At 69.2% G+C, this 26407-nt stretch carries 28 protein-coding genes and 1 pseudogene; 17 read left to right on the top strand and 12 right to left on the bottom strand.

Features of this window, described 5'->3' with window-relative positions:
• The 5 genes and pseudogenes from pgk (at window position 1) to IPG68_14260 (ending at window position 2936) form a co-directional block, all read left to right on the top strand.
• Window positions 1-509: pseudogene (pgk, locus tag IPG68_14280) on the top strand (phosphoglycerate kinase).
• Complete coding sequence (locus IPG68_14275; GenBank protein ID MBK6764354.1) at window positions 506-1294, top strand: triose-phosphate isomerase; 789 nt, start codon at window positions 506-508, stop codon at window positions 1292-1294. Before pgk ends, IPG68_14275 begins: the two are co-directional and overlap by 4 nt.
• Before the next feature lie 42 nt (window positions 1295-1336).
• Window positions 1337-1567: a preprotein translocase subunit SecG gene (gene secG / locus IPG68_14270; protein ID MBK6764353.1), complete on the top strand. Its 231-nt coding sequence runs from the start codon at window positions 1337-1339 to the stop codon at window positions 1565-1567.
• Between the two features lie 17 nt (window positions 1568-1584).
• Entirely contained in the window at window positions 1585-1917 is a 333-nt protein-coding gene (locus IPG68_14265; protein ID MBK6764352.1) for an RNA polymerase-binding protein RbpA, read from the top strand.
• A 65-nt stretch (window positions 1918-1982) separates the two neighbouring features.
• On the top strand, window positions 1983-2936 hold the full coding sequence (locus IPG68_14260; protein MBK6764351.1) for a neutral zinc metallopeptidase: 954 nt from the start codon (window positions 1983-1985) through the stop codon (window positions 2934-2936).
• Window positions 2937-2942: 6 nt separating this feature from the next.
• On the opposite strand, the gene pgl is transcribed toward IPG68_14260, so the two are convergent.
• The 6 genes from pgl to IPG68_14230 all read right to left on the bottom strand — a co-directional run bounded on the left by pgl (window position 2943) and on the right by IPG68_14230 (window position 11030).
• Window positions 2943-3686, bottom strand: coding sequence for a 6-phosphogluconolactonase (pgl, locus tag IPG68_14255; protein MBK6764350.1), 744 nt, complete (start codon window positions 3684-3686; stop codon window positions 2943-2945).
• On the bottom strand, window positions 3683-4669 hold the full coding sequence (locus IPG68_14250; protein ID MBK6764349.1) for a glucose-6-phosphate dehydrogenase assembly protein OpcA: 987 nt from the start codon (window positions 4667-4669) through the stop codon (window positions 3683-3685). Before IPG68_14250 ends, pgl begins: the two co-directional genes overlap by 4 nt.
• Window positions 4666-6204 (bottom strand): glucose-6-phosphate dehydrogenase, encoded by a 1539-nt coding sequence (locus IPG68_14245; GenBank protein MBK6764348.1) that lies wholly within the window; start codon window positions 6202-6204, stop codon window positions 4666-4668. Before IPG68_14245 ends, IPG68_14250 begins: the two co-directional genes overlap by 4 nt.
• A gap of 2 nt (window positions 6205-6206) precedes the next feature.
• Window positions 6207-7319: a transaldolase gene (gene tal / locus IPG68_14240; protein MBK6764347.1), complete on the bottom strand. Its 1113-nt coding sequence runs from the start codon at window positions 7317-7319 to the stop codon at window positions 6207-6209.
• Between the two features lie 559 nt (window positions 7320-7878).
• Window positions 7879-9924, bottom strand: coding sequence for a transketolase (locus tag IPG68_14235; protein MBK6764346.1), 2046 nt, complete (start codon window positions 9922-9924; stop codon window positions 7879-7881).
• 56 nt (window positions 9925-9980) lie between these two features.
• Window positions 9981-11030 carry an alpha/beta hydrolase gene (locus IPG68_14230; protein ID MBK6764345.1) on the bottom strand — a complete coding sequence of 350 codons (1050 nt, stop codon included), beginning with the start codon at window positions 11028-11030 and terminating at the stop codon, window positions 9981-9983.
• Between IPG68_14230 and IPG68_14225 the strand changes: the two genes are divergently transcribed.
• Window positions 10998-12038, top strand: coding sequence for a protoheme IX farnesyltransferase (locus IPG68_14225; GenBank protein MBK6764344.1), 1041 nt, complete (start codon window positions 10998-11000; stop codon window positions 12036-12038). The two genes, IPG68_14230 and IPG68_14225, sit on opposite strands and share 33 nt — an antisense overlap.
• Entirely contained in the window at window positions 12038-12889 is an 852-nt protein-coding gene (locus IPG68_14220; GenBank protein MBK6764343.1) for a hypothetical protein, read from the top strand. Before IPG68_14225 ends, IPG68_14220 begins: the two co-directional genes overlap by 1 nt.
• Here the strand turns inward: IPG68_14220 and IPG68_14215 are convergent.
• From IPG68_14215 to IPG68_14190, 6 genes are read right to left on the bottom strand one after another with little or no spacing between them, the layout of a single operon-like run.
• On the bottom strand, window positions 12843-13079 hold the full coding sequence (locus IPG68_14215) for a hypothetical protein (GenBank protein MBK6764342.1): 237 nt from the start codon (window positions 13077-13079) through the stop codon (window positions 12843-12845). The genes IPG68_14220 and IPG68_14215 overlap by 47 nt on opposite strands.
• Window positions 13040-13798, bottom strand: coding sequence for a COX15/CtaA family protein (locus tag IPG68_14210; protein ID MBK6764341.1), 759 nt, complete (start codon window positions 13796-13798; stop codon window positions 13040-13042). Before IPG68_14210 ends, IPG68_14215 begins: the two co-directional genes overlap by 40 nt.
• Window positions 13799-13849: 51 nt before the next feature.
• Window positions 13850-14599: an ABC transporter permease gene (locus IPG68_14205; GenBank protein ID MBK6764340.1), complete on the bottom strand. Its 750-nt coding sequence runs from the start codon at window positions 14597-14599 to the stop codon at window positions 13850-13852.
• Entirely contained in the window at window positions 14593-15495 is a 903-nt protein-coding gene (locus IPG68_14200) for an ABC transporter ATP-binding protein (GenBank protein ID MBK6764339.1), read from the bottom strand. Before IPG68_14200 ends, IPG68_14205 begins: the two co-directional genes overlap by 7 nt.
• 13 nt (window positions 15496-15508) lie before the next feature.
• On the bottom strand, window positions 15509-16441 hold the full coding sequence (locus IPG68_14195) for an SDR family NAD(P)-dependent oxidoreductase (GenBank protein MBK6764338.1): 933 nt from the start codon (window positions 16439-16441) through the stop codon (window positions 15509-15511).
• Window positions 16438-16896: an SRPBCC family protein gene (locus IPG68_14190; protein MBK6764337.1), complete on the bottom strand. Its 459-nt coding sequence runs from the start codon at window positions 16894-16896 to the stop codon at window positions 16438-16440. Before IPG68_14190 ends, IPG68_14195 begins: the two co-directional genes overlap by 4 nt.
• A 228-nt stretch (window positions 16897-17124) precedes the next feature.
• Here IPG68_14190 and IPG68_14185 point away from each other — a divergent pair, with 228 nt between their 5' ends.
• The 10 genes from IPG68_14185 to IPG68_14140 all read left to right on the top strand — a co-directional run bounded on the left by IPG68_14185 (window position 17125) and on the right by IPG68_14140 (window position 26378).
• Window positions 17125-17793, top strand: coding sequence for a transcriptional regulator (locus IPG68_14185; GenBank protein MBK6764336.1), 669 nt, complete (start codon window positions 17125-17127; stop codon window positions 17791-17793).
• Complete coding sequence (gene sufB, locus IPG68_14180; protein MBK6764335.1) at window positions 17790-19196, top strand: Fe-S cluster assembly protein SufB; 1407 nt, start codon at window positions 17790-17792, stop codon at window positions 19194-19196. The genes IPG68_14185 and sufB overlap by 4 nt, the downstream gene beginning before the upstream one ends.
• Window positions 19196-20317 carry a Fe-S cluster assembly protein SufD gene (gene sufD / locus IPG68_14175; protein ID MBK6764334.1) on the top strand — a complete coding sequence of 374 codons (1122 nt, stop codon included), beginning with the start codon at window positions 19196-19198 and terminating at the stop codon, window positions 20315-20317. Before sufB ends, sufD begins: the two co-directional genes overlap by 1 nt.
• Complete coding sequence (locus IPG68_14170) at window positions 20317-20646, top strand: non-heme iron oxygenase ferredoxin subunit (protein ID MBK6764333.1); 330 nt, start codon at window positions 20317-20319, stop codon at window positions 20644-20646. Before sufD ends, IPG68_14170 begins: the two co-directional genes overlap by 1 nt.
• Window positions 20643-21407 carry a Fe-S cluster assembly ATPase SufC gene (gene sufC, locus IPG68_14165; protein ID MBK6764332.1) on the top strand — a complete coding sequence of 255 codons (765 nt, stop codon included), beginning with the start codon at window positions 20643-20645 and terminating at the stop codon, window positions 21405-21407. Before IPG68_14170 ends, sufC begins: the two co-directional genes overlap by 4 nt.
• The gene (locus tag IPG68_14160) at window positions 21404-22648 is read left to right on the top strand and encodes a cysteine desulfurase (protein ID MBK6764331.1); all 1245 of its coding nucleotides are present in this window, start codon (window positions 21404-21406) and stop codon (window positions 22646-22648) included. The genes sufC and IPG68_14160 overlap by 4 nt, the downstream gene beginning before the upstream one ends.
• Window positions 22645-23091: an SUF system NifU family Fe-S cluster assembly protein gene (locus tag IPG68_14155; protein MBK6764330.1), complete on the top strand. Its 447-nt coding sequence runs from the start codon at window positions 22645-22647 to the stop codon at window positions 23089-23091. The genes IPG68_14160 and IPG68_14155 overlap by 4 nt, the downstream gene beginning before the upstream one ends.
• Window positions 23088-23399, top strand: coding sequence for a metal-sulfur cluster assembly factor (locus tag IPG68_14150; protein MBK6764329.1), 312 nt, complete (start codon window positions 23088-23090; stop codon window positions 23397-23399). Before IPG68_14155 ends, IPG68_14150 begins: the two co-directional genes overlap by 4 nt.
• Before the next feature lie 1102 nt (window positions 23400-24501).
• The gene (locus IPG68_14145; GenBank protein MBK6764328.1) at window positions 24502-26094 is read left to right on the top strand and encodes an ABC-F family ATP-binding cassette domain-containing protein; all 1593 of its coding nucleotides are present in this window, start codon (window positions 24502-24504) and stop codon (window positions 26092-26094) included.
• A 74-nt stretch (window positions 26095-26168) separates the two neighbouring features.
• Window positions 26169-26378 carry a transcriptional regulator gene (locus IPG68_14140; protein ID MBK6764327.1) on the top strand — a complete coding sequence of 70 codons (210 nt, stop codon included), beginning with the start codon at window positions 26169-26171 and terminating at the stop codon, window positions 26376-26378.
• Window positions 26379-26407: the final 29 nt, after the last annotated feature.

Here is a 26407-nt window from a genome sequence, read left to right as displayed (position 1 = left end):
GCCGCCCAGGGGCACGCCATCGGTGACTCGTTGTTCGAGGCCGACTGGGTCGACGCCTGCTTGCAGATCCTCCAGGATGCTGGCGAGCGTGGCGTGACTGTGATGCTGCCGACGGATGTCGTGATCGCCGAGGACATTGCGGCTGATGCGCACACGGAGGTGGTGCGGGTGACCGACGGGATCCCGGACGGCTGGAAGGGCCTGGACATCGGTCCGGAGACGGCAACCGCGTACGCGCAGGCCGTGCTGGACTCGCCAGGTCGGTGTGGAACGGTCCCATGGGGGTCTTCGAGATGGCGCCGTTCGCGCACGGCACCCGGACCGTGGCGCAAGCGCTGGCCCAGACGCAAGGCTTCACCGTGGTCGGCGGGGGCGACTCGGCAGCTGCCGTGCGGCTGCTCGGCATCGACGCCGACGCGATCGACCACATCTCGACCGGCGGTGGCGCCAGTCTCGAACTGCTAGAGGGCAAGACACTGCCCGGTATCGCTGTCCTGGAGGACTCATGAGCCGCAAACCGCTGATGGCGGGCAACTGGAAGATGCACCTGAACCACCTCGAGGCGATCGCCCTTGTGCAGAAGATCGCCTTCCTGCTCAAGGACGACGACTACGCCGCGGTCGATGTGGCGGTGCTACCGCCGTTCCCCGACATCCGCAGCGTGCAGACCCTCGTCGAGGGGGACAAGCTGCACATCCAGTACGGCGGGCAGGACGTGTCCCAGCACGCGGCCGGGGCCTACACGGGTGAGGTGGCCGGCCACATGCTGGCCAAACTGGGATGCACCTACGCGACGGTGGGGCACAGTGAGCGCCGCACCTACCATCACGAGACCGACGAGGTCGTCAACGCCAAGGCGAAAGCCGCGCTGGCCAACGGCCTGGTGCCGATCGTGTGCGTCGGCGAGCACCTCGAGGTGCGGCAGGCCGGGGAGCATGTCGAACATGTGACGTCCCAGTTGGTGGGCAGCCTCGCAGGCCTGTCCGAGGACCAGATGGTGGGGACGGTCATCGCCTACGAACCGGTCTGGGCGATCGGCACCGGAGAGGTGGCGTCGCCGGAGGACGCGCAGGAGGTCTGCCAGGTGATCCGGGCGTGGCTCGGTGAGCAGTACGGACCCGGCGTGGCCGAGCAGGTCCGCATCCTGTACGGCGGATCGGTGAAGTCCACGAACATCGCAGGCATCATGGTCAAGCCCGACGTCGACGGGGCGCTCATCGGTGGGGCGAGCCTGGACGCCGACGAGTTCGCCACCATTGTGCGGTACCGCCTCCACCCGCAGACCGGAGCCTGAGGTTACATTGGTGTCTGCGGCATCGCACGAAAGGGACGACAGGTGATTCTGGCACTGGAGGTACTGCTGCTGGTCACCAGCGTCTTGTTGATCGCGCTGGTCCTGCTTCACAAGGGGAAGGGCGGCGGACTGTCCGATCTGTTCGGTGGTGGCGTCAGCACGTCGCTGGGCGGATCGAGTGTCGCCGAACGGAACCTCGACCGGGTGACGGTGGGTGTCGGGCTGATCTGGGCGGCGACGATCATCGCGCTCGGGCTGATCACCAAGTCCTGAACGGAAGGAACCGCAGCGTGGCCGGTGGGAGTGCGATTCGTGGCAGCCGTGTGGGGGCCGGCCCGATGGGTGAGGCCGAACGCGGGGAGGCGGCGCCGCGCAAGACGATCTCTTTCTACTGCGCGAACGGGCATGAGAGCACCCCCAGTTTCGCTCAGGATGCCGCGGCACCCGCTGAGTGGGACTGCCCACGGTGCGGACTGCCTGCCGGCACCGACCAGGACAACCCGCCCGCCCCGCCGAGGACCGAGCCGTACAAGACGCACCTGGCCTACGTCAAGGAACGCCGCACCGGGGGCGAGGCCGACGCCCTCCTCGATGAGGCGATGAAGAACCTGCCCGAGGTGTAGTCCGCACGCGTGGAGCCCGCAGCCCCGCCGCAGTACCCTGGGGAATCCTGCGAGAGGTGGTGCGTGTGAAGTTCGACGACGACAAGGTCGACCTGTCCGGCGCCGACGACCAGCGTGACGGTCGCGGCGCCTCACCCACCGGCGGCATCGGGCCCGGCCAGGTGGCAATGGCCGGTGGTTTGTCCAAGATGCTCGGCGGCGGTGCCGGCCTGACCATCGTGATCCTGCTGGTGCTGGCCATGTGCAGTCTCGGGGGCAGCGACGGGTCCGCACCCCCAGGCGCCGACGCCGGGCTGTTCCAGGTCCCGGATTCCGCGCAGGGGGTCAACGGGTCGCTGGCCGAACGGTGTCCGCAGGACGCCGCTGACGGCTCCTTCGAGGACACTGACTGCCTGCTGGTGAAGTCCTGCAACGAGGCCAACGAGGTCTGGGAGGGCGTTCAGCCAGGCGGGCCAGCAACCGACGACCCCCGTCTCGCGTTCTTCGACGGCGCCACCAGGACCGCCTGTGGACCGGCGGACACCAACGTCGGCCCGTTCTACTGCCCGGGGGACCAGCGCATCTACTTCGACCTGGGGTTCACCCGCCAGCTCGAGGGCCTCGGGGTCAACGGCCAGTACGCCATGGTCTACATCATGGCCCACGAGTACGGCCATCACCTGCAGAACGTCCTGGGCATCGAGCGGCAGGTGCGTAGGGTGCAGCAGTCCGATCGACGGTCTGCCAACAACTACAGCGTGGGCATGGAACTGCAGGCCGACTGCCTGGCCGGGGTCTGGGGCCGACTGGCCAACGACATGGGCAATGTGCAGATCACGCCGGAGGAGTTCCAGCAGGCGTCCGCCGCCGCGGCCGCGGTTGGCGACGACCGGATCATGAAGCAGGCCGGGGGACAGGTGAACCCCGAGCGGTTCACGCACGGCTCGGCCAAGCAGCGCCAGTACTGGTACACCCGGGGTTACCAGACCGGTGACATCAACCAGTGCGACACGTTCAAGGAGCTCGGCCTGCCGTTGTGAAGCCGGTCAGCGGTAGCGCCGCAGCCCTGGCGGCAGGTGCACGGCGGCGGTCTCATCGAGTGCCAGGAACGTCAGGGACCGGCCGTGGACACCGGCGGCCGGCACCGCCAGGGGTCCAGGATCGTTGACGAACAGGCCCACGGCGTCGGCCTTCCCGGCTCCGGATGCGATGAGGATGACCTCGTCGGCGGCGTTGATGACGTCGAAGGACATGGAGATCCGCACGGGCGGCGGCTTCGGGGAGTCCAGGACTGCGAAGACCGGACGGGTTTCTCGCAAACCGGGGTGCTCGGGGAACAGCGACGCCACGTGCCCGTCCTCGCCCATCCCCAGGATGGACACGCAGAACGCCGGACACGGATCACTGAACGCCGCCAATTCGGCGGCGTACGATGCGGCGCCCTCGGCCACGTCCGCGACCGAGTCGCTGGCGGGCATGGGGTGCACGTTCGCGCTGGGAACATCCACCCGGTCGAGCAGCGCCGCCCTGGCCATCGTGTCGTTGCGTTCGTCGTCGCCGTGGGGCAGGAACCGCTCATCGGACCACCAGATGTGCACACGGCTCCAATCGATGCCGGTGTCCGCCGCGAGGCTGCTCAGGGCACCGTGGCCCCCCCGCCCACCCGTGATGCAGATGTGCGCGAGGTCGTGCGCGGCCAAGGTGCGGACGATGGTGCCGGCCATCCGGTTGGCGACCGTGCGCGAGACCGCGGCCGCGTCGGGGTGGACGCCGATCTGCACTGCACTCACGAAGACGCCTCAGCCGCGGGCGCAGTGTCGGTCTGCTGGTCCGGTGGTTGCGCCGCGGCTTTCTTCGCGGTGGGGCGGCGTGCGGGCGGCGCCACGGCGGCCAGCGCCTCGGCGTAGGTGTCGTCCGGGTCGAGCCGGCGCAGTTCCTCACCGATCAGGTCCCGCAGATCGCGTCGGGGGAGGGGCACGTCGTGGCTGGCCACACCGGGCCGGGACAGCCGCCCGGTGCGGCCGTCGGGCCGGGTGAGTTCGATCGGGCCGCCCTGTGTGTGGATGACCACTGCCGTGATCCCTGGTCCCTGGCTACGGTGCATCTCGACCGGGACCTCCAGGCATGTGTGCAGCCAGGCCTGCAGCAGAGCCCCCGAGGGGTTCGACCGCTCGCAACTGACGTCGACGTGGGTGATGGTCTGGAACGGCTGGTCGAGAGCCGCGGCCAGCATGGATCGCCAGGTGGTAGTCCGGGTCCACGCCAGATCGGTGTCGCCGGCCGCGTAGCCTCGCTGGCGCTCCAGCAATTCGTGCATCGGGTGGTGACTGGCCGCGGCGTCGGTGATGCGGCGGCGCGCCATCGACCCGATAGGATCCTGCGACGGCACGTCGGGGGAGGTGGTGGGCCACCACACGACCACGGGTGTATCCGGAAGCAGCAGCGGCAGAGCCACCGACGCACCGTGCTCAGCCAGGTCGCCGCGCAGACGCAGGCGCACGGTCTCGCCCGGCCCGAAGGCATCTCCGACGTCGATGTTGGCATCCAGTTGGGGCTCCACGCGGCCCGGTCGGGGGATGAGCGTGATGATGCGGCAGGGGTGTTCCATCGCCGAGTAGGACGCCGCGCGGGTTGCGTCGGACTGGTTCTCCTCGTCGGTGACGATGATCAGCGTCAGTACCATGCCGGTTGCGGTGGCGCCGATCCGGTGGCGCTCCTCGTTGATGGTGCGCACGATGTCGCCGGCCGTCGTCTTCTCCAGGCGGATGGTCATGGCCGCCGCCAGACCCGGCCGTTGCGGGACAGCATCTCGTCAGAACTTGCCGGACCCCAGGTCCCGGGATCGTAGGTGTCGGGCCTGCCGCTCTTGGCCCAATTGGCGAGGATCGGGTCGAGGATGCGCCACGACATCTCCACTTCCTGGTGGCGGGGGAACAGGGGCGGATCGCCCAGCAGCACGTCGAGGATGAGCCGTTCGTAGGCCTCCGGGCTGGACTCGGTGAACGAGTCGCCGTACATGAAGTCCATGGTGACGTCGCGCACCTCCATCTGGGTGCCGGGGACCTTCGACCCGAACTTCATCGTGATCCCCTCGTCGGGCTGCACGCGGATGACCAGGGTGTTCGACCCGAGCTCCTCGGTGTCGGTCGTTGCGAACGGCAGGTGCGGGGCGCGCTTGAAGACCACGGCGATCTCGGAGACCCGCCGGCCGAGGCGCTTGCCGGTCCGCAGGTAGAACGGAACACCGGCCCACCGGCGGGTGTCCACGTGCACGGTGATCGCGGCATAGGTCTCGGTCGTGGACGTCGGGGGGATGTTGGCCTCCTGCATGTATCCGACGACCTCCTCGCCGCCCTGCCATCCGGGGCCGTACTGACCGCGGGCGGTGTGGGCGTCGAGGTTGTCGGGGAGGACCACCGAGGCGAGTACCTTCTCCTTCTCGATCCGGACGTGTTCGGCGGAGAACGAGACCGGCTCCTCCATGGCGGTCAGGGCCATGAGTTGCAGCAGGTGGTTCTGGATGACGTCGCGGGCGGCGCCGATGCCGTCGTAGTACCCGGCGCGGCTGCCGATCCCGATGTCCTCAGCCATGGTGATCTGGACGTGGTCGATGTAGTTGGTGTTCCAGATCGGCTCGAACAAGGTGTTGGCGAAGCGCAGCGCGAGCAGGTTCTGAACGGTCTCCTTGCCCAGGTAGTGGTCGATCCGGAAGATCGAGCCACTGGGGAACACCTCACCGAGGACGCGATTCAGTTCCTGTGCGCTGGCCAGATCGTGTCCGAACGGCTTCTCCACGACCACCCGGCGCCACCCACCCCGATCCTGCGACGCCAGCCCGGACCGCTTCAACTGCTGCACGACCAGCGGGAAGAGCCCGGGCGGGATGGACAAGTAGAACGCGGTGTTGCCGCCCGTGCCCTGTGCGTGGGACAACTCGGTGACCGTCGCAGCGAGGGCATCGAAGGCCAAGTCGTCGGTGAAGTCACCCGCCACGAAGCGGAAGCCCTGCGACAACTGGTGCCACACGTCGTCGCGGAACTCGGTGCGCGCATGCTGCCGCACCGAGTCGTGGACCTCCTGGGCGAAGTCCTCGTCGCTGAACTCCCGGCGGGCGAATCCCACGAGGGCGAACGAGGGGGGCAGCATGCCCCGGTTGGCCAAGTCGTACACCGCGGGCATCAGCTTCTTGCGCGACAGGTCGCCGGTGACGCCGAAGATGACCAGGGCACAGGGTCCGGCCACGCGCGGCAGCCGTCGGTCGACGGGGCTGCGCAGGGGGTTGAGGCTGCTGAACTCCGCCTGGCGCACCCCTAACCCCTCTCAGCGTTCAGCGCGTCGGCCACTGTGGCGAGGAGTTCCTCCCACGCCGCTGCGAACTTGTCCACGCCTTCGACCTCCAGCTGCTCGAACACTCCCGCCATGTCGATGCCCGCATCGGCGAGGTCGTCGAACACCTGCTGGCTGTGGGCCGCGGTGCCGTCGAGGGTGTCGCCGCGCAGGTCGCCGTGGTCGGCCACGGCCCGCAGGGTGGGTTCGGGCATGGTGTTCACGCATCCCGGCCCGGCCAGGCCGACAACGTACATGTCGTCGGGGTAGGCCGGATCCTTGACCCCGGTGGACGCCCACAAGGGTCGCTGCGGGTGGCCACCGGCCGCCTCGATGGCAGCCCACCGCGGGGTCTGCCGGAACTCCTGATAGGCATGCCAGGCCAAGCGGGCGTTGGCCAGCCCGGCCAGCCCCCGCAGGCGCGAGGGGGTGTCAGGATCGCCCTTTTCGAGCAGGGCGTCGACGGCGGTGTCGACCCGGCTGACGAAGAACGACGCCACGGAGTGCACGTCGGCCACGGATCCGCCGGCCGCCATCCGCCGTTCCAAACCGGAGGCCCAGGCGTCGAGGACCTGCCGGTACCGGTCGACGCTGAAGATGAGGGTGACGTTGACACTGATGCCCTCGGACAGCGCCTGGGTCACCGCGGGCAGGCCTTCCACCGTCGCCGGGATCTTGATCAGCAGGTTGGGCCGGTCGACCTCCTGCCACAGTGCTCGCGCCTGTTCGATGGTGGCGTTCGCGTCGCGGGCCAGGCGCGGGTCCACCTCGATGGACACCCGGCCGTCGACACCTCCGGTCGCCGCCGCGACATCGGCAAGGACGTCGCAGGCGTCACGGACGTCCTGGGTCGTCATCTCACGCACGGCGTACTCGCTGTCGGCCTGGCCGACGGCGAGACTGGCCACCTGGGTCGCATACGCCGCGGCCCCGGTCGAGATCGCCTTGCCGAAGATCGAGGGGTTCGTGGTGACCCCGACGACGTGGTCCTCGGCGATCAGGCGGGCCAGACCACCCGAGGTCAGGCGGCTGCGGTCGAGGTCGTCGAGCCAGATCGACACACCGAGATCGGACAGGGCTTGCAGACGATCGGTCATGTGCTCCTCCTCAGGTGCTGACGGTACCCATCGCGGGGCCGGGTTCGCCCAGTGAAGATCCCGGAGCCTCAGGGCAACCGTCACCCCCCATGTGCCCACGACGAGCAGCATCATGCCGAAGCTGCCGAGTCCGATCAGAGGGCCGACGGGGCGACGCCCGTCGGAGGACCCGGAGGTGAGATTGAGCACCACCACCGCCATGAGGTAGACCCCGAACACCAGGAACGTCACGGCCTCGGCAGCCAGGCCCCAGCCGAGGACGACGGCCAGAATGCCGACCAGTCCCCAGGAGAGGTTGGCCAGCCCGACTTCGATCTGGAAGTTGTTGCGCTGGCCGTAGTCCCACCCCATGCGAGCCGCGTCGCTGCGGTGGAACACCGCATGGCGCAGGAACGACAACAGGCCAGTGACCCCGACTGCCAGCAGGCATGCCAGCGACAGGGAAGGTGGTTGCGACTGCAGCGTGTACAGCCCGACCGCGATGCCGGCGCCACCGGCCACGTAGGTGGCCAGCATCAGGCGGGTCGAAACGGCGGGGTCGGCGGTTGCGGGCGCCGCGTCAGGCATCAGCCAGGCTCTCCTTGGCAGCGGACACCACTGCGTCGGCGGTGATCCCGAACTGCTCGTACAGCGTCTGGTAGTCCGCGGAGGCACCGAAATGCTCCAGGCTCACGCAGCGACCAGCGGTTCCTACGTACTGGTACCAGGGCATGGCCCGGCCGGCCTCAACGGAGACCCGTGCGGTCACCGAACGGGGGAGGACCGATTCGCGGTACTCGGCGGACTGCTCGTCGAACCACTCGGTGCACGGCATGGAGACCACGCGGGTGGGGATACCCTCGGCCTGCAAGGTGTCACGTGCGGCTTGGGCCAGTTGCACCTCGGAGCCGGTGCCCATGAGGATCACTTGCGGATCCCCGCCGTCCGCTTCGGCCAGCACATACCCGCCGCGAGCCACACCGGACACCTGCTGGGGATCCAAGGTGGGCACGTTCTGCCGGGTGAGGGCCAGTGCTGCGGGCCGGCGGTTCTTCAGCACCTGCAGCCACGCCGCGGCCGTCTCGTTGGCATCGGCAGGGCGCACCACGTCCAGGCCGGGCATGGCCCGCAGGGCCGCGAGGTGCTCCACGGGCTGATGCGTCGGGCCGTCCTCGCCGAGTCCGATCGAATCATGGGTCCAGACGTAGGTCACCGGTGCCTGCATCAGGGCGGCCAGTCGCACGGCCCCGCGCATGTAGTCGGAGAAGACGAGGAAGGTGCCCCCGAACGGGCGGGTCAGCCCGCCGACGGCGATGCCGTTGAGGATCGATCCCATGGCGTGCTCGCGGATGCCGAAATGGAGGATGCGCCCGTACGGGGATGCCCCCGGGGCCCTGGAGTCCGCCGGCAGGAACGAGCCACCGCCCTCGATGGTCGTCAGGTTGCTCTCCGCGAGGTCGGCCGACCCGCCCCAGAACTCCGGCATGACCGCGGCGATGGCGTTGATCACCTCGCCGGACGCCTTGCGGGTAGCCACGGCCTTCGCCGGGTCGAACACAGGCAGGGCGCCCGCAAGGGCGTCGGGGAGGCCCTTGGCCAGCAACCGTTCCAGCAGCGGCACCTTGTCGGAGTGCGCAGCCCGCCACCGGTCGAACGTGGCGTTCCACTGCTCGTGGGCCTGCGCCCCGCGGACAGTGACCTGCCGGATGTGGTCGAGGACCTCGGGGGCGACGAAGAAGTCCTTCGCGGGGTCCATTCCCATGATGGTCTTGGTCTTCGCCACCTCCTCGGTGCCGAGAGCCGACCCATGCGACTTGCCGGTGTTCTGCAGGTCGGGGGCGGGCCAGGCGATGATCGTGCGCAGCGAGATGATCGATGGCCGACCGTGCTCGGCCATCGCGCTCTCGATAGCCTGTGCCAGCCCCTGGATGTCCACGTCGCCGTCCACTCCCAGGTCGACGTGCTGGGTGTGCCAGCCGTAGGCCGCGTGGCGGGCAAGGACGTCCTCGCTGAAGGAGACCTCGGTGTTGCCCTCGATCGAGATGTGGTTGTCGTCGTAGATCACGATCAGGTTGCCCAGTTCCTGATGTCCGGCGAGGCTGGCGGCTTCGGACGTGACGCCCTCCTGCATGCAGCCGTCACCGGCGAAGACCCACACGCGGTGATCGAAGGGGCTTCGGCCCACCTCCGCGACCGGGTCGAAGAGCCCGCGGACATAGCGGGCGTCCATGGCCATTCCCACCGCGGTCGCGTAGCCCTGGCCCAGGGGTCCAGTGGTGGTCTCGATACCGACGGTGTGGCCGTACTCGGGGTGCCCCGGGGTCTTGCTGCCCCAGGTGCGGAAGGCCTCCAGGTCGGACAGTTCCAGGCCGTACCCGCTGAAGAACAACTGGATGTACTGGGTCAGTGACGTGTGCCCGTTGGACAGCACGAAGCGGTCGCGGCCGATCCAGGACGGGTCGGCGGGGTCATGACGCAGGTAGCGCTGGAACAGCAGATAGGCCGCCGGGGCCAGGCTCATCGCCGTTCCCGGGTGCCCGTTGCCGACCTTCTGCACCGCATCCATGGCCAGTGCCCGTGCGGTGTCGACGGCCTGGCCGTCCAGATCGGTCCATTCGACAGTCACCTGCGTGTCCTTTCGCTATGCCCGGGCCTGAGCGTACCGGCTGAGCCGGGGCCGAGTCACTGCACGGACGCGTGCACGATTTCGCCGGTCGTGCGGCAGACGTCTTCGATCATCCCCATGCCCCCTGGGATCAGACCCATACCGAAGAAGCCGTGGATCTGGTCGTCCATGCACACCGCCGCACAGTCGACGCCCGCTTCGGTCAGCCGCTGGGCGTAGGCCATGCCTTCGTCGCGCAGCGGATCGAAGCCGGCCGTCCAGATCCGTGCGGGCGGTAGGTCGCCGGGGCTGTCGGCCAGCAGCGGCGAGACCCGTGGGTCGAGCACCTGCGAGGGCTCGCTGAGGTACTGCTCGCGGTACCACAGCATGTCCGCCTTACCCAGCAGGAAACCCTCCGCGAACGTCTCGATCGAGGGCATCCCCATGCGCAGGTCGGTAGCCGGGTACACCAGTGACTGCGCGATCGGCGTGGGCCCGGTCTCGCGGGTCACCACACACACCGCTGCCGCCAGATTGCCGCCGGCGCTGTCGCCCATCACCGCGACCGCCCCGGGGATCGCGGCGAACTCCTGCGGGTGCGAGTGCACGTAGCCGAAGGCGGCGACGGCGTCGTCCAGTGGCGCCGGGAACGGGTGTTCGGGGGCGAGGCGATACGCCACAGAGACCACCACGCAGCCCGAATGCCGTGCGAGCATCCGGCAGGATCCGTCGTGAGTGTCGAGGTCTCCGACCGCCCAGCCGCCGCCGTGGTAGTACACGATGACCGGCGCCGGTCCGATGGTGCGGTGGCTGCGGTACACGCGCACGGGGATCGGGCCCGCCGGCCCTGGAACGCGGCGGTCGAGGACGCGCACGCCGTGCAGTCGCGGAAGCATCAATGACGTGGAGCGACGGATGTCGCGGCGTCGCTGCGCCACGTCGTCTCCGTTGCCGGTCGTCGCCAGGCCGCGCCGCGCCATCCCCAGCACCAGGTTCACGGCAGGGGCGACCGTGCGGCCCTCGATCTGAGCGGGAGGGCCCACTAGGCGCTCGATGAGCGATGGGGGCATGGCGAACGCGCGGCGGATCAGGCGATGGGTCGGGGTGAGGTGCAACGGCTCGGACACCCCCCTACTGTGCCCGACACGGTCCTGGTCCGCTGTCGGACGCTGTTGAGGGTCTGGGGTATCGGGCCGGGCCGCCGGGCGCGGTACTCTGCTGAGGTGGCCAGCGCTCATGTCGAGACCCCGGAAGGGACTCGCAGCAGCACGTGGCGTGCCTACCTGGCTCTGACCAAGCCGCGGATCATCGAACTCCTGCTCGTCACGACCGTCCCCGCGATGGTGCTCGCCGCCAGGGGTCTGCCACCGGTGGGGACGCTTCTGGCCACACTGCTCGGCGGTGCCCTGGCCGCCGGGGGCGCCAACGCGATGAACAGCGTGTACGACCGGGACATCGACTCGGTGATGAAGCGCACCAGCGCCCGCCCGATGGTGACCGGACGGATTTCCCCGGCCGCTGGATGGACCTTCGGCAGCGCCCTCAGCGCACTGAGCATGCTCTGGCTGGCGTGGACGACGAACCTTCTGGCGGCCGGGCTGGCCGGCCTGGCGATCTTCCTCTACGTCGTCGGCTACACCATGGTTCTCAAGCGGCGCACCTCGCAGAACATCGTGTGGGGTGGTGCCGCCGGGTGTTTCCCGGTGCTCATCGGCTGGGCGGCAGTCACCGGAGACCTGTCGTGGACGCCGTGGATCCTGTTTCTGGTGATCTTCTTGTGGACCCCGCCGCACTACTGGCCGTTGTCGCTGCGGTTCCGGGACGACTACGGAAGTGCCGGGGTCCCGATGCTGCCGGTCGTCGCCGATCAGCGCCACGTTGCCGATCAGATCCTCTGGTACTCCATCGCGACCGTGCTGGCCAGCCTGGCCCTGGTCCCCATCGCCCCCATGGGCTGGATCTACAGCGTCGGCGCGTTACTGCTGGGGCTGGTGTTCATCTGGGAGGCGCTGGTGTTGCGGCGGCGGACGCGGGCCGGTGCGGACCCGAAGCCGATGCGCCTGTTCCACTGGTCGATCACCTACCTCGCGCTGCTGTTCCTGGCCGTGGCACTCGACCCGTTGCTCTTGGGCTGATGCGCCCGCAGGTGGCCTATATCACCGCCGATCCGGGCACCGACCCGGATCTCATTGCTGCCCTGCCCGCGCTGGACCACGCCGGACTCGACGTCCACCCGGTGCCGTGGGACGCCGGCTTCCAATGGGCGGACGCCGACCTGGTCCTCGTGGGGTCGCCGCATGACGTGGGGCGGCGACGCCCGGAGTTCCTGCGGTGGGCCCGCAACGTGGAGGAGCACACCAGGTTGGCCAACGCCGCCCTCACGCTGGTGCGCAACACCGACCGGACCTACCTGCGCGACCTCCCTGGTCGAGGGGTGCCGGTGGTGGACACGGTGTGGTTCGAACCCGGCGATACCGAGCAGGAGTGCGCTGAGGCTGTCGCGGGACTCGGGTGGGCCGAGTGCCAGGTGTGCGCGGCGACGTGTGACCCCATGGAGGCAACGTCGCACGAGGGGCCGGTCGCGGCGGCGGCAGCGGCGGCGGCGATAGCGGCGGGCGGGACGGTGGCGATGATCCGGTCCGGCGCCGTGGCCAGTGCCCGGGTCGGCATGGTGCTATTGGCCGGCCGGGTCTCCCACGCCGTCACCTGGCAGGGCCCAGAACCGTCGGCGTTCACCCCGGATGCCGAACTCGCGCGCCAGGCCCTGGCATTTGCGGGTACTGCCGCAGGTGGTGACGGCCTTCTGTACGCCCGGGTGGATCTGGTCGAGGACGCCGGCCGGTGGAAACTGCTGGAACTCCAGGCGACGTCTGCCGACCTCTTCCTGCGCGCCGAACCCCGCGCGGCGCAGGCCTACGCGCATGCTGTGCGTCAGTGGGTCATGCCCGAGGCGCAAGCAGCGGATTTCCTCGCTGCGTCAGGCTGAGGCGCAGCCGCCACACGGCGACCCAGACCAGGCACGCGCCGAGCAGGTGCACGGTCACGATGACCCAGGGCAGGCCGGTGAAGTACTGGACGTAGCCGATGCCCGCTTGCAGCACCGCGAATGCCGCGACCCACCAGGCGCGCCGGCGGGCTACCGGTGGCGCGGAGTCCACATGGAGCAGGGCCAGCATGCCGACGAGCAATCCGATGAACAGCCACACGACGTCGGCGTGCAACCAGCTGACCAGGCGGGGTCGAGGTCCAGGCGCACAGTCTGCGCGTCACCGGCGTGCGGCCCGGATCCCGTGACGACGGTGCCCATGATGATGATCACCGCGGTGACCGCGATGAGCGCGTTGCCGATCAGCCGGGTGGTCGGCCGGGTCACCGGTTCGCCCGGAGGGTCTTCCGGCTCACCGGCGAACTGCACGAGTGCCACGCAGCCGGCGATCACCACCATGGACAGCAGCAGGTGACTGGCCACGGCCATGGGATGCAGTTCGACGAGCACCGTCACGCCGCCCAGGACGGCCTGCGCGAGGGTCCCGATCAGAGGGGCGGCGGCCAGCCACATGACCCACGGGCGGCCGGCACCCTGCCGGCGCCACGCGATCGCGCCAATGATGGCCGCAAGCGCCAGGATCAGCAGCACGCCGGTGAGGGTCCGGTTGCCGAACTCGACGTACTTGTGCCATCGCTCGGTCTGCGCGGAGGTGGGCGTGATGGAACCGTCGACGCATTCGGGCCAGGTGGGGCACCCCAGGCCGGAGCCGGTCACACGGACGATCCCGCCGGTGATGACGATGCCCACCTGCGCCACGAGATTCGCCCAGAAGATCCCCTGCAACCAGCGGGGAGCGACACCGGCGACAGGCAGATCGACGGGGTCGGCTGCGGTGTCTACTGCCACATCAGCGAGCCTACGCCGCGACGCATTGTGGGCTTGCGGAGGGCCGTGGGGTCAGCTCTCCCATCGGAAGAACCTCGTGGCCAGGGCGGTGCCTGCCACCGCCCACGCGACCAGTACCGCAAGCGGGCCCCACGCGGGCACCGCCGAACTCATCGCTGCGACCAGGGCGCCGGTGGGCAACCAGTCGGCCATCGTGGCCCAGGGCAGGTCCTCGGCCGGAATCGCCAGCCCACCGGCGAACATGAGGATCAGGAACACCGCATTAGCCACGGCCAGGGTGGCTTCTGCGCGCAGCGTGCCTGCGATGAGCAGTGCCCACGCGGTGAACGCCCAGACGGCCACCAGGACGGCGACGACGGCCTGCAGGATCCGCGCCGGATCGTCGGGGGACCATCCCCCCAGCCACCAGGTGAGCGCGGTCAGGATCGTGATCTGCACCGCGATGATCAGCAGGCTGACCAGGGTGCGCGCCACCAGCAGCCCGCGGGCGCCCAGCGGGGACAGCCCCAGCATCCGCAGGACACCGTAGCGGCGGTCGAATCCGGTGCCGATGGCCTGGGAGGTGAATGCGGTTGCCAGCACCGCCAGGCTGGCCGCCCCGACCAGCGCCTGGCCCGCGGTGCGATCGCCGGACAGCGGGCTCTTGAGCGTGAGGATCAGCACACCGATGGGGATGACCAGCGTGAGCAGCAGGTTCTCGCCGTTGCGCAGCGCGTTGCCGAGGTCGAACCGGGCCTGCCGCCCCACCCGCTGCGGCATGGTGGCGGGCGCCGTGCCGTGGCTGAGATCCAGGATCACCATGCCACGCCCCCCGTCATCTCCAAGTAAGCCTCCTCCAGAGTCCGCACGACGGTGACCTCGCCGTTGCCGTCGCCGTGCCCGGCGACCCAGGAGTTGATGGCGGATATCTGGGCGACGCCCACATCGCCATTCACCCGGTAGCGACCGGGCTCCACCTCGGCCACGTCGTAACCCTCGCCGAGGACGGCCCGCAGACTGGACAGATCGAGGTGCCGGGCGCACGTGAACCACACCGGTGCGCTCCCGATGAGCGCAGCCGGGGGGGCGTTCGCGATCACCGTGCCCTGATGGATGACGACGATCTGGTCGGCACGGGTGCTCACCTCGTCCGGCTGGTGAGTGGTCAGCAGCGTGGTGACTCCCTGGTCGCGGATCTCGTCCAGCAGGGTCCAGAAGACGCGGCGGGCGGCGGGATCCATGCCGGTGGTGGGTTCATCCATGATCAGCAGCCGGGGCCTGCCGACGAGGGCCACCGCGATCTTCACCCGCTGTTGCTCGCCGCCGGACAGACGACGGTAGGGGCGGTCCAGGTCGGCCAGACCGAGTCGCTCGACGAGCGAGGGAAGGGGTAGCGGATCGGCGTACAGCGAGGCGAAGTGCTTGACGATGGCGGCCGGAGTCGCCGCGACCGGCAGGCCCCCGTCCTGCAGCACCACGCCGATACGGCTGCGCTGGGCGGGGTCGTGTGGCGCAGACCCGAGCACGCTGACGGTTCCGGAATCCGGCCCGCGCAGACCCAGTAGGACGCTCAGGGTGGTCGTCTTACCGGCGCCGTTGGGCCCGAGCACCACGCACGTGGTGCCGGCCGGGACGGTCAGCGACAGCTCGTCCACAGCGCGCCTGCCGGTGTAAGACACCGTGAGGTCCGCGATCTCGACGGCGTTCACACAGGCCATGGTAGGCCGCGGGTCAGACGGCCGATGCGACCTGCTCCGACACCACTTCGAACAGGGCCTCGGCGTCGTGGGCGGTGTGACTGGTCCTGGGCAGACGCACCACCGCGCGGCGTCGCCGGTCGAGCCAGAACCCACCGCTCGGGACGTCCGCCGAGGCCAGCCAGACCATGGTGTCCGCGCCCTGCTCAGGCGTGCGCAGGACCGGTCCGGTGACGCGTCGGAACGTCGGCAGGGAGGTGCGCACGCCCGGTGTGTCCGCCCACCCGGGATGCATCGCGGCGAACGTCGGTCCCGCCGGGTGGCGGCGGGCCCATTCCTGGTTGAGGGCGACCTGGGCCCGCTTGGCCTTCGCGTAGGCGGTCACCCCGTCGAAGCCCTCGGGCCCGCATTGCATGTCCGGGTGCAGACTCTGGCTGTACATGCCTCCGGACGACACCGTGATGACACGTCCCTGCGGACCCACCACCGGCACGGCCAACCGCGTCAGCAGGAACGGAGCCAAGACATGCACCGCGTAGGTGGTTTCGAAACCTTGCGGGCTGCGCGAGTACTCGTGGGTGAGCGCCCCCGCGTTGTTGATCACGACGTCGAGGCCGCCGAGACCGGACACCGCGGCGTCGAACATCGAGGGCAGTTGCTGCAGATCCGCGGAGTCGGCCACCAGCGTGATCGGGTCCTCGCCGTGCGCAGCGATCTCACGGGCCGCGCCGTCGAGCCGCGCCCGGGAGCGCCCGGTGATCGCCACCTGGGCGCCAAGTCCCGTGAGCGTGCGTGCCGCGGCGAGGCCCACCCCGCTCGTCCCACCGGTCAGAAGTACGCGCCTCCCGGCCAGTCCGGTGGGGGTGTCCCACCCGGCGAGCCGCGACCGGACCGCGTACCCGATGCGGCTGAAACTGCCCACCACACTGAACTCGAGGGCGGCATCGACCAGGTGTTCGGCCTTCATGCCGCGCGCTGCAGCAGCACTGCTGCGGCCAACCCACGCCGGGCGCGCTCGCCGATGACCGTGAACGCGATGCGCAACACGGGATCGAAGGGACGGCGAAGTCCTTTGAGTGCCAGGTCCGCGTCGTAGGTCACGCGGCAGCCGGTGCCGGTGGGCTGGACGCTGATGACGTCGTGGGAGCGGAAGTCCGCAGTGTGCGCTTCGAGCTCCACCCGGCCTGCGTACTGCCCCGTGGGCGGCTCCGCGGCGAGGATCTCGTAGTCCAGGGGTATGGCGCGGCCGAGGAACCCGGCCACGACGCGGTACCAGGCTCCGGTGGTTCCGGGTGTGCCGCTGATGAGTTCGGCGCTGCGCACGCCGGGATCCCAGAGTGCCACCGACGCGAAGTCGGCGAGGTAGTCGAACACGTCGGCGGCGGGCGCGGTGGAATCCACGGTCGTCCGGTAGCGGGCCATGATTCAACGTTGGGGGAGTGCCGGGGACCTCGCAACCGCAGGGGCTTGCCTGGATCCAATTGGTGTTCAACGCCCGCGGACGCGACACGCCGCACGAACGCCGACTTCCCCGGCGTGTCGGAAAGTCCCAATCCAAATCCGGACAGTCGGCTTCGGGCCTCCGTTCGCGCTGGGCGTGATCCGCGACCCGGCTCTTGCGGCGCAGATGATTTACGCAACAATGGAGTTGTGAAATCAGGTCGGGAACGTGTGGCGCGCAGTCTGCTCGTCGACGGTCCGGCGTCTGCAGCGGGGTTGTCGACGCGACTGGGCATCTCAGCAGCAGCCGTGCGAAAGCACTTGGACGCCCTGGCGGACTCCGGCGACGTGGTGGGTGGGGACCGGCCGGCGTTCGGCCCGCGGCCGGGCCGACGGCGTGGTCGCCCAGCTCGCATCTACTCATTGACCGAGTCCGGTCGGCGTCGCTTCGAGCAGGCCTACGACGACCTGGCCGTCAGCGCGATGCGGTTCATGCGGCAGGTCGATCCGGGCGCGCTCGACGAGTTCGCGCAGCGCCGCGCCGCCGAACTCGAGGCCCGCTACCGGCCGCACCTGGACGCCATCGCCGATCCGCTGCAGCGCGCACGCCGGCTGGCGGAACTGCTGACCCGCGACGGTTACGCTGCCTCTGTCGAGGACGGCCCGGCGACCGCCATGCAGGTGTGCCAGCACAACTGCCCGGTCTCGCAAGCGGCTCATGAGTTCCCGCAGCTGTGCGACGCGGAAGCAGCCGCGTTCGGACGCCTGCTCGACACGAACGTCACCCGACTGGCCACGATCGCCCACGGCGACGGGGTCTGCACCTGCTTGGTCTCGCCGGCGGCGAGCCATGTCCGAACCGAAAGGATCTCCTCATGACTGATGTGGATCACCTGGCCGACCTCGGGCGGTACGAATACGGGTGGCACGATGCGGACGCCGCTGGGGCGTTGGCCAAGCGTGGGCTCAACGAAGACGTGGTCCGCGAGATCTCAGCGCTGAAGAATGAGCCGGAGTGGATGTTGGAGCTGCGGCTGAAGGGCCTGCGGCTGTTCGAGAAGAAGCCCATGCCCACGTGGGGTGCGGACCTTTCGCACATCGACTTCGACACCATCAAGTACTTCGTGCGGTCCACGGAGAGGCAGGCGACGTCCTGGGACGAACTGCCCGCCGACATCAAGAACACCTACGACCGGCTCGGCATCCCGGAGGCGGAGAAGCAGCGGCTGATCGCGGGGGTGGCGGCCCAGTACGAGTCCGAGGTCGTCTACCACAAGATCCGTGAGGACCTCGAGGAGCAGGGCGTCATCTTCCTCGACACCGACACCGGCCTGCGCGAGCACGAGGACCTGTTCCGGGAGTACTTCGGGTCGGTCATCCCGGCCGGGGACAACAAGTTCTCCGCGCTGAACACCGCGGTGTGGTCCGGCGGTTCCTTCATCTACGTGCCCAAGGGCGTCCACGTCGAGATCCCGCTGCAGGCCTACTTCCGGATCAACACCGAGAACATGGGCCAGTTCGAGCGGACGCTCATCATCGTCGACGAGGGCGCGTACGTCCACTACGTCGAGGGCTGCACGGCGCCGATCTACTCGACGGATTCCCTGCACTCCGCGGTCGTCGAGATCATCGTGAAGAAGGACGCCCGCTGCCGGTACACGACGATCCAGAACTGGTCGACCAACGTCTACAACCTCGTGACCAAGCGCGCCATCGCGCAGCAGGGCGCGACGATGGAGTGGATCGACGGCAACCTCGGGTCCAAAGTCACGATGAAGTACCCGGCGGTGTGGCTGATGGGCGAGCACGCCAAGGGGGAGACGCTGTCGGTGGCTTTCGCGGGCGAGAATCAGCACCAGGACGCCGGCGCCAAGATGGTGCACGCCGCGCCCAACACCTCGTCCACCATCGTCTCCAAGTCCGTGGCCCGTGGCGGTGGCCGGACCTCCTACCGCGGCCTCATCCAGGTGAACCCGGGCGCGAAGGGGGCGAAGTCCACCGTCAAGTGCGACGCGTTGCTCGTCGACGACGAGAGCCGGTCGGACACCTACCCGTACAACGACATCCGCGAGGACGACGTGTCGATGGGCCACGAGGCGACGGTGTCGAAGGTCGGTGAGGACCAACTGTTCTACCTCATGTCGCGCGGCCTCACCGAGGACGAGGCGATGGCCATGATCGTGCGCGGGTTCATCGAGCCGATCGCACGCGAATTGCCCATGGAGTACGCGCTGGAACTCAACCGGCTCATCGAAATGCAGATGGAAGGAGCGGTCGGCTGATGGGCGAGGTGTCCATGTCGAACCTGCGGTCCTACGACCTCGAGGACTTCCCCATGCCGACCGGTCGGGAGGAGGCCTGGCGGTTCGCCCCGCGGGCGGCGCTCAAGCCACTGCTCGACGATGCCCCATCGGCGGGTCATCTGAGCTGGGACGCCGTGCTGCCCGAGGGGCTCGCGTTGCGTGAGATCAGCCCTGCGGAAGCGCAGCAGCGCGCTGCCAGTGCCCCGGTGGACCGGATCTCGGCCTTGACGGCCGCGCACTCCGGATCCGCCATGCTGCTGGAGATCCCGGCGGGCAGCGATCATCCCGAGCCGGTCGTCATCGACTTGCGCGGCACGGATCCCGATACGGTCGTCTGGGGATGGACCCTGATCGAGGTCGGCGCCGATGCGCGCGCCACCGTCGTGTTGCGTCATAGCGGCACCGCTCAGTACGCCGGCAATGTCTCCGTGGTCATCGGCGACGGGGCAAGCCTGGAAATGGTCTCGGTGCAGGGCTGGGACGGCGACGCCGTTCATGCCGGTCACCTGGCGAGCCGGCTCGGCCGTGACGCCCGGCTGCGCTCCATCGTCGTGACACTCGGCGGCGAGGCCGTGCGCCTCGTGCAGACAGTGGACTATGACGGCCCGGGTGGTGACGCCGACGTGCGCGGGCTGTTCTTCGCCGATGCCGGTCAGCGCTTCGAGCACCGGTCCTTCGTGGACCACGACCAGCCGCACTGTCGCAGCAACGTCGTGTTCAAGGGCGCGTTGCAGGGTGCTGGCGCCCGCAGCGTGTGGGTGGGCGACGTGCTCATCCAGCCGGCCGCGGTCGGCACGCAGACCTACGAGGTCAACCGCAACCTGCTGCTCGACGATGGTCCGCGGGCGGATTCGGTGCCGAACCTGGAGATCCTGACCGGCGATGTGGTGGGCGCCGGCCACGCCAGCGCCACCGGCCGGTTCGACGAGGAGCAGGTCTTCTACCTGCGCTCCCGGGGTCTGACCGAGCAGGAGGCCCGCCGCCTCGTCGTCCTGGGTTTCTTCGCCGACGTGCTCGACGGTATCGACGTACCCATGGTCCGCAGTGAACTGATGCGCGCGGTCGAGGTCGAGCTCGGTTTTCGCGCCGAGGTGGGCTGATGACCGGATTCTCCCTTCGCCTGGCCGACTTGCGGCCCGGGCAGCCCCGCCGCGTGGTGATCGACGGCGTGGCCGTGGCCCTCGTCCGGGTCGGTGATGAGGTCTTCGCGGTCGACGACGTCTGCTCGCACGCTGAAGTCTCGCTGTCCGAGGGTGAGGTCTCGGGCTGCCAGATCGAGTGTTGGCTGCACGGCTCGCGCTTCGACCTGCGCACCGGCGATCCCTCCGGGCCACCCGCGTACGAACCCATTGCGACATTCCCAGTTCAGATCGAAGGCCAAGGCGACGAAGCGGTTGTGCTCGTCGCGATCCCCGAGGAGGCACGATGACCGAGTTGACGATCCGCGACCTGCATGTGGAGGTGGAGGCCGACGGCGGGAACAAGGAGATCCTGCGTGGCGTCGACCTGACCGTCCGCAGTGGTCAGACCCACGCCATCATGGGGCCGAACGGCTCCGGGAAGTCCACGCTGGCCTACGCCCTGGCCGGCCACCCTGCCTACACCATCACCGGTGGTGCGGTGACGATGGACGGGGCGGACCTGCTGGACATGAGTGTCGACGAGCGCGCCCGGGCCGGTCTGTTCCTGGCCATGCAGTACCCCGTTGAGGTGCCCGGGGTGTCGGTGTCCAACTTCCTGCGCACCGCGGTGACTGCGGTGCGCGGCGAGGCGCCGGCGCTGCGCACCTGGCTCAAGGAGATGCGCGCAGCCATGGCCGATCTGGGCGTGGACTCCTCGTTCGCCGAGCGCAGCGTCAACGAGGGCTTCTCCGGTGGTGAGCGCAAGCGCCACGAGATATTGCAGCTGGAACTGCTCCGGCCGAAGTTCGCCGTCCTGGACGAGACCGACTCCGGCTTGGACGTAGATGCCCTCAAGATCGTGTCGGAGGGTGTCAACCGGGTGCGTGCCGACGGGCAGATCGGGGTGGTCCTGATCACCCACACCAGCCGGCTGCTGCGCCAGATCCCGGTGGAGTTCGTCCACGTCATGTGGCAGGGCCGCATCGTCGCCGAGGGCGGCCCGGACCTGGCCGACCGGATCGAGGCCGAGGGCTACGAGCAGTTCACCGGGGCGGGTGTGGCCGGATGATCGACGCTGCCACCCTGCGCAAGGATTTCCCGATCCTTGAGCGCAGCGTGCGCGGCGGCCGCCGACTGGTCTACCTGGACTCTGGAGCGACCTCCCAGAAACCGCGCGCCGTGCTCGACGCCGAGCGGGAGTTCTACGAGCAGCACAATGCCGCCGTCCACCGCGGGGCCCACCAGTTGGCCGAGGAGGCCACGGACGCCTTCGAAGCCGCGCGTGCCCGCATCGCGGGTTTCGTCGGTGGTGCGCCTTCCGAGACGGTGTTCACCCGCAATGCCACAGAGGCGCTGAACCTCGTTGCCTACGGCTTCACCAACGCCACCCTGGCGGGGGGCCCCGCGCCGTTCGTGCTCGCCCCCGGCGACGAGATCCTGATCACCGAGATGGAGCACCACGCGAACCTGGTGCCCTGGCAGCAGGTCGCCGCCCGGACCGGTGCGACCCTGCGCTGGTTCGGGGTGACAGACGAGGGCCGGCTCGACATCGATCCGGCGATGATCACCGACCGCACCAAAGTGGTGGCGCTGGCCCACCAGTCCAACGTCCTGGGGACGATCAACCCGGTTGCCGAAGTCGCGCGGCTGGCCCACGCCGTCGGTGCCGTCGTCGTCGTGGATGCCTGCCAGTCCGTGCCCCACATGCCGGTGGACGTACACGCCCTCGGCGCCGATTTCGTGGCGTTCAGCGGTCACAAGATGCTCGGACCCACCGGTGTGGGGTGCCTGTGGGGTCGCGCGGACCTGCTCGCGAACATGCCCCCGATGCTCACCGGCGGCTCGATGATCGAGCAGGTCTTCATGGACCACTCCACATTCGCCGCACCGCCGCAGCGGTTCGAGGCCGGGGTGCCGAACATCGCGCAGGCCGTGGGACTCGGCGCCGCCGTGGACTATCTGGATGCCATCGGACTGGAGGCGATCCACGACCACGAGGTGCATCTGACAGGCCTGGCCCTCGAGGGGCTCATGGAGTTGCCGGGCATCCGCATCATCGGGCCCACCGACCTGGTCGACCGCGGGGCGGCGGTCTCGTTCGTGGCCGAGGGGATCCACTCCCACGACCTCGGACAGGTGCTCGACGACAGTGGCGTTGCTGTGCGCGTCGGCCACCACTGCGCATGGCCGCTGCACCGGCGGTTCGGCGTGACCGCGACGACCCGGGCGACGTTCTACCTCTACAACGACGCCGAGGACGTGGCCGCTCTGGTGGCGGCCACCCGGCGGGCGCTGGAGTTCTTCACATGAACCTCGAGAGCCTGTACCAGGAGATCATCCTGGATCACTACCGCCGCCCGCGGGGCAAAGGCCTGCGCGACCCGTTCGACGCCGAGGTGCATCACGTGAACCCCACCTGCGGCGATGAGATCACGCTGCGGGTGGACCTCACCGACGGGGTCGTCACCGATGTCTCCTACGACGCCACGGGGTGTTCCATCTCCCAGGCCTCGACATCTGTGATGTACGAGCAGTTCGTGGGGCATCCCCTGACCGAGGTATGGCCGGTGCACGAGGCGTTCGTGCACCTCATCGAGGGTCGCGGGAAGGTCGAGCCGGATGAGGACGTGCTGGGCGACGGCATCGCCTTCGCGGGGGTCGCGTCGTACCCGGCACGCGTGAAATGCGCGCTGCTGGGCTGGATGGCGTTCAAGGACGCCGCACTGCAAGCACTGGGAAAGGACATCACATGAGCGTCACCGAAGAAGAACTCACCGAACGCATGCGCGATGTGGTCGACCCCGAACTCGGGATCAACGTCGTCGACCTCGGACTGGTCTACGGGGTACACGTCGATGACGACGAGGTGGCCACGATCGACATGACGCTGACCTCGGCGGCCTGCCCGCTGACCGACGAGATCGAGGACCAGACCCGGGTGGCGTTGTCCGATGTCGTCCGGGACTTCCGGATCAACTGGGTGTGGATGCCGCCGTGGGGTCCGGACAAGATCACCGACGAGGGCCGCGAAATGCTGCGGGCGCTGGGGTTCAACGTCTGAGGTGCCGCCACGCTGGCCGCCCGCCGGTAGGTTGGCTGCGTGTCGAGCCGACCTACCGGCATATCGTCGCGGCTGCGTGCCGGGCCGGGTCCTCGGGTGCCATGGACCTCCGAGGCGGGCGTGTCCGTCGATCTCCCGGTCGTGCTCGACATCCTCAGCACGTCGGTCGATGGCACCACACAATGGCGTATCGACGCGACAGTGGCCTGCGTGGGCCGCGTGCACGTTCCCGGCCCTCCGCGCGATTCCGCTGGGGACTCCCTCGACGTGGTGACCCGGCACTGCCGGCTGCTGGCGGCCGCGACCCCTACACGCACGACTTCGCGCAGGTCCGGACGCGCCGCCCGCGCCGGCTCGCGAGAGTTTCGCGACGTCGCCCAAGTTGTGGACATAGGCCGGGGATACTCCAGGCGTTGGCCGAGCAGTCACCGGCCCGGTCGTCTCGTGGGTGCAGAGGCGCGAGCCCGCCGCCCTCTGTGGCGGTGGTGAGGTTCGCCCGTCCTGACGCCGCGATCCATGCATTCAAGAGCCGAACCGCTCTTGGACCACGACCCTCCCTGAAACCCCGCGGAGCGCGAGTGTGGTGCTGACGGGGGCCGCCCCCCCTGCCGCGGCGGCGCGCCGCCCCGGGCGGGCGGTCGGCCGGGCGCAGGGGGCCCGGCCGGCGGGGCCGTCCGTCGCCCCCCCACCCCCACCGCGCCCCCCAGCTTCCGCCCAGGGTGGTTCACCGGCCTCACGGTCCCAGACGTCCCTCCACCGGGTCGGGGACTCAACCGTTCGCTCGTCTCACTTCCCAACGACTTGGTCGGCAGCCGGCTCTGGTGCTCACGGTCACTCGGTGACACCCCCGCTGTGCGGTGAACCCCACGGACAGCACCGGCAAGACAGCGTCGGTCAATCAGGCGAGGCTGACGGTCCTGCAGGTCGAGACCGTCCACTGAAGTCGACGGTGGGAGGATCCCACTGATCGCTCCGGCCAGCTGTGGTCCGATGCGGGCCCTGCAAGACCTGTCCGCAGCATCCTCGGCGGGTTTCGTCCCGCTGCGTGCCTGGGCGCGACCGCCGTGTGTCATGGGCTCGAGCAGGTGCCAGAGTGGACGCTGTGATCCAAGCAACCGGCCTCGAGCTTCGCGCGGGCGCGCGTTTGCTGATGTCCGACGTGGATCTGCGTGTGGGTGGCGGCGACCGGATCGGGCTGATCGGGCGCAACGGCGCGGGCAAGACGACCCTCATGAAGGTGCTGGCCGGACTGGCGCAACCGGCGGCCGGGCTGGTCACTCGTGGCGAGGTCGGGTACCTGCCGCAGGACCCGGCGTCCGCCGACGGCCAGCAGAGTGCACTGGCGCGCATCATGAGCGCTCGTGGGCTGGATGCCGCCGTGACCCGCATGCAGAAGCAGGCGGCACGCATGGAGGACCCGGCCCTGCGCGAGGAGGCGATGCGCCGGTACACCAGTGCGGAGGCGGAGTTCCTGGCTCAGGGCGGGTACGCCGCAGAGTCGGAAGCTCTGGCCGTCGCCGATGGCCTGGGCCTGGCCGCCGAGCACTTGGCGCGGCCGCTGCGAACGCTGTCCGGCGGGCAGCGGCGGCGCGTCGAACTGGCGCGGATCCTGTTCGGCGGATCGGGGGACGTCCTGCTGCTCGACGAGCCCACGAACCACCTGGACGCGGATTCCATCGCCTGGTTGCGGGGGTTCCTGCGGAGCTACGCGCATGGCCTCATCGTGATCTCGCACGACGTGGAACTGCTGCGCGAGGTCGTCAACAAGGTTGCGCACCTCGATGCGGTGCGCTGCACACTGGACGTCTACAACCTCGGCTGGGACGCATACCAGCAGCAGATCGAGGTGGACACCCGCCGGCGCCGCCGGGAGCAGGCCAACGCCAGCAAGCAGGCAGAGGCCCTGCGCAGCCAGGCCGAGCGGATGCGTGCGAAGGCCACGAAGGCCCGGCAGGCGCAGACGATGCTGCGGCGGGCCGACGCCTTGGAGGCCGCGCTCGAGCCCGCTCATCGCGGGGAGCGAACCGCCGCGCTGCGCTTCCCCGACCCCAAACCCTGCGGCCGGGTCCCGCTGCAGGCCGCCGGGCTGTCGAAGAGTTATGGCTCGCAAGAGGTGTTCGTGGATGTGGATCTGGCGATCGACCGGGGGTCGCGCGTCGTGGTCCTGGGACTCAACGGCGCGGGCAAGACGACCTTGTTGCGGATCCTGGCCGGTGAGTTGCCGTCCGAGACCGGTGAGATCGACCCCGGCCACGGACTGGTCCTGGGGTACTACGCACAGGAGCACGAGACGTTGGACCCGCGGCGCAGCGTGCTGGAGAACCTGCTCGGGCAGGCCCCGGATGTCAGCGACAGCGACGCGCGGTCCGTCCTCGGACGCTTCCTGTTCAGCGGGGACACCGTGTTCCAGTCCGCAGGCACCCTCAGCGGCGGGGAGAAGACGAGGCTGGCCCTGGCGTGCCTGGTCGTATCGGGTGCCAACGTGCTGCTGCTCGACGAGCCGACCAACAACCTGGATCCGGCCTCCCGCGCGGAGATCCTCGGGGCGCTGCGGGACTACCGGGGGGCGGTGGTACTGGTCACCCACGACCCCGGCGCGGTGCAGGCGTTGTCCCCGGAGCGGGTATTGCTGCTCCCAGACGGGGAAGAAGACTTATGGAGTGAGGGCTACCTCGAACTGGTGTCCCTGGCATAACCGAGTCGATACGACGCGTAGGTTATATCCAGGTACTCCGGGGGGAGTCCACGACAGGAAGGAATGCGATCCGCATGATGACCGCCGTGAACAAGGGCCGCCGCATCACCGGCGCCGAACGTGAGGACCTCGCCGTCAAGGTGAAGGGCCGATACACCGGGGGTGAGAGCATCCGCGACATCGCGGCTGAGACCGGACGGTCGTACGGGTTCATCCACCGGCTCCTGGTGGAGTCCGAGACCACGCTGCGGGGCCGCGGCGGACCGACCCGCGCGAAGAAGTAGCCAGCACCGGGAATCATCGGCGCACCGCT

This window comes from Micrococcales bacterium, assembly GCA_016703125.1.
Lineage (GTDB): Bacteria > Actinomycetota > Actinomycetes > S36-B12 > UBA10799 > JADKAV01.
The sequence above is the reverse complement of the archived record's forward strand: the minus strand, read 5'-3'. Positions and strand labels throughout refer to the sequence as shown.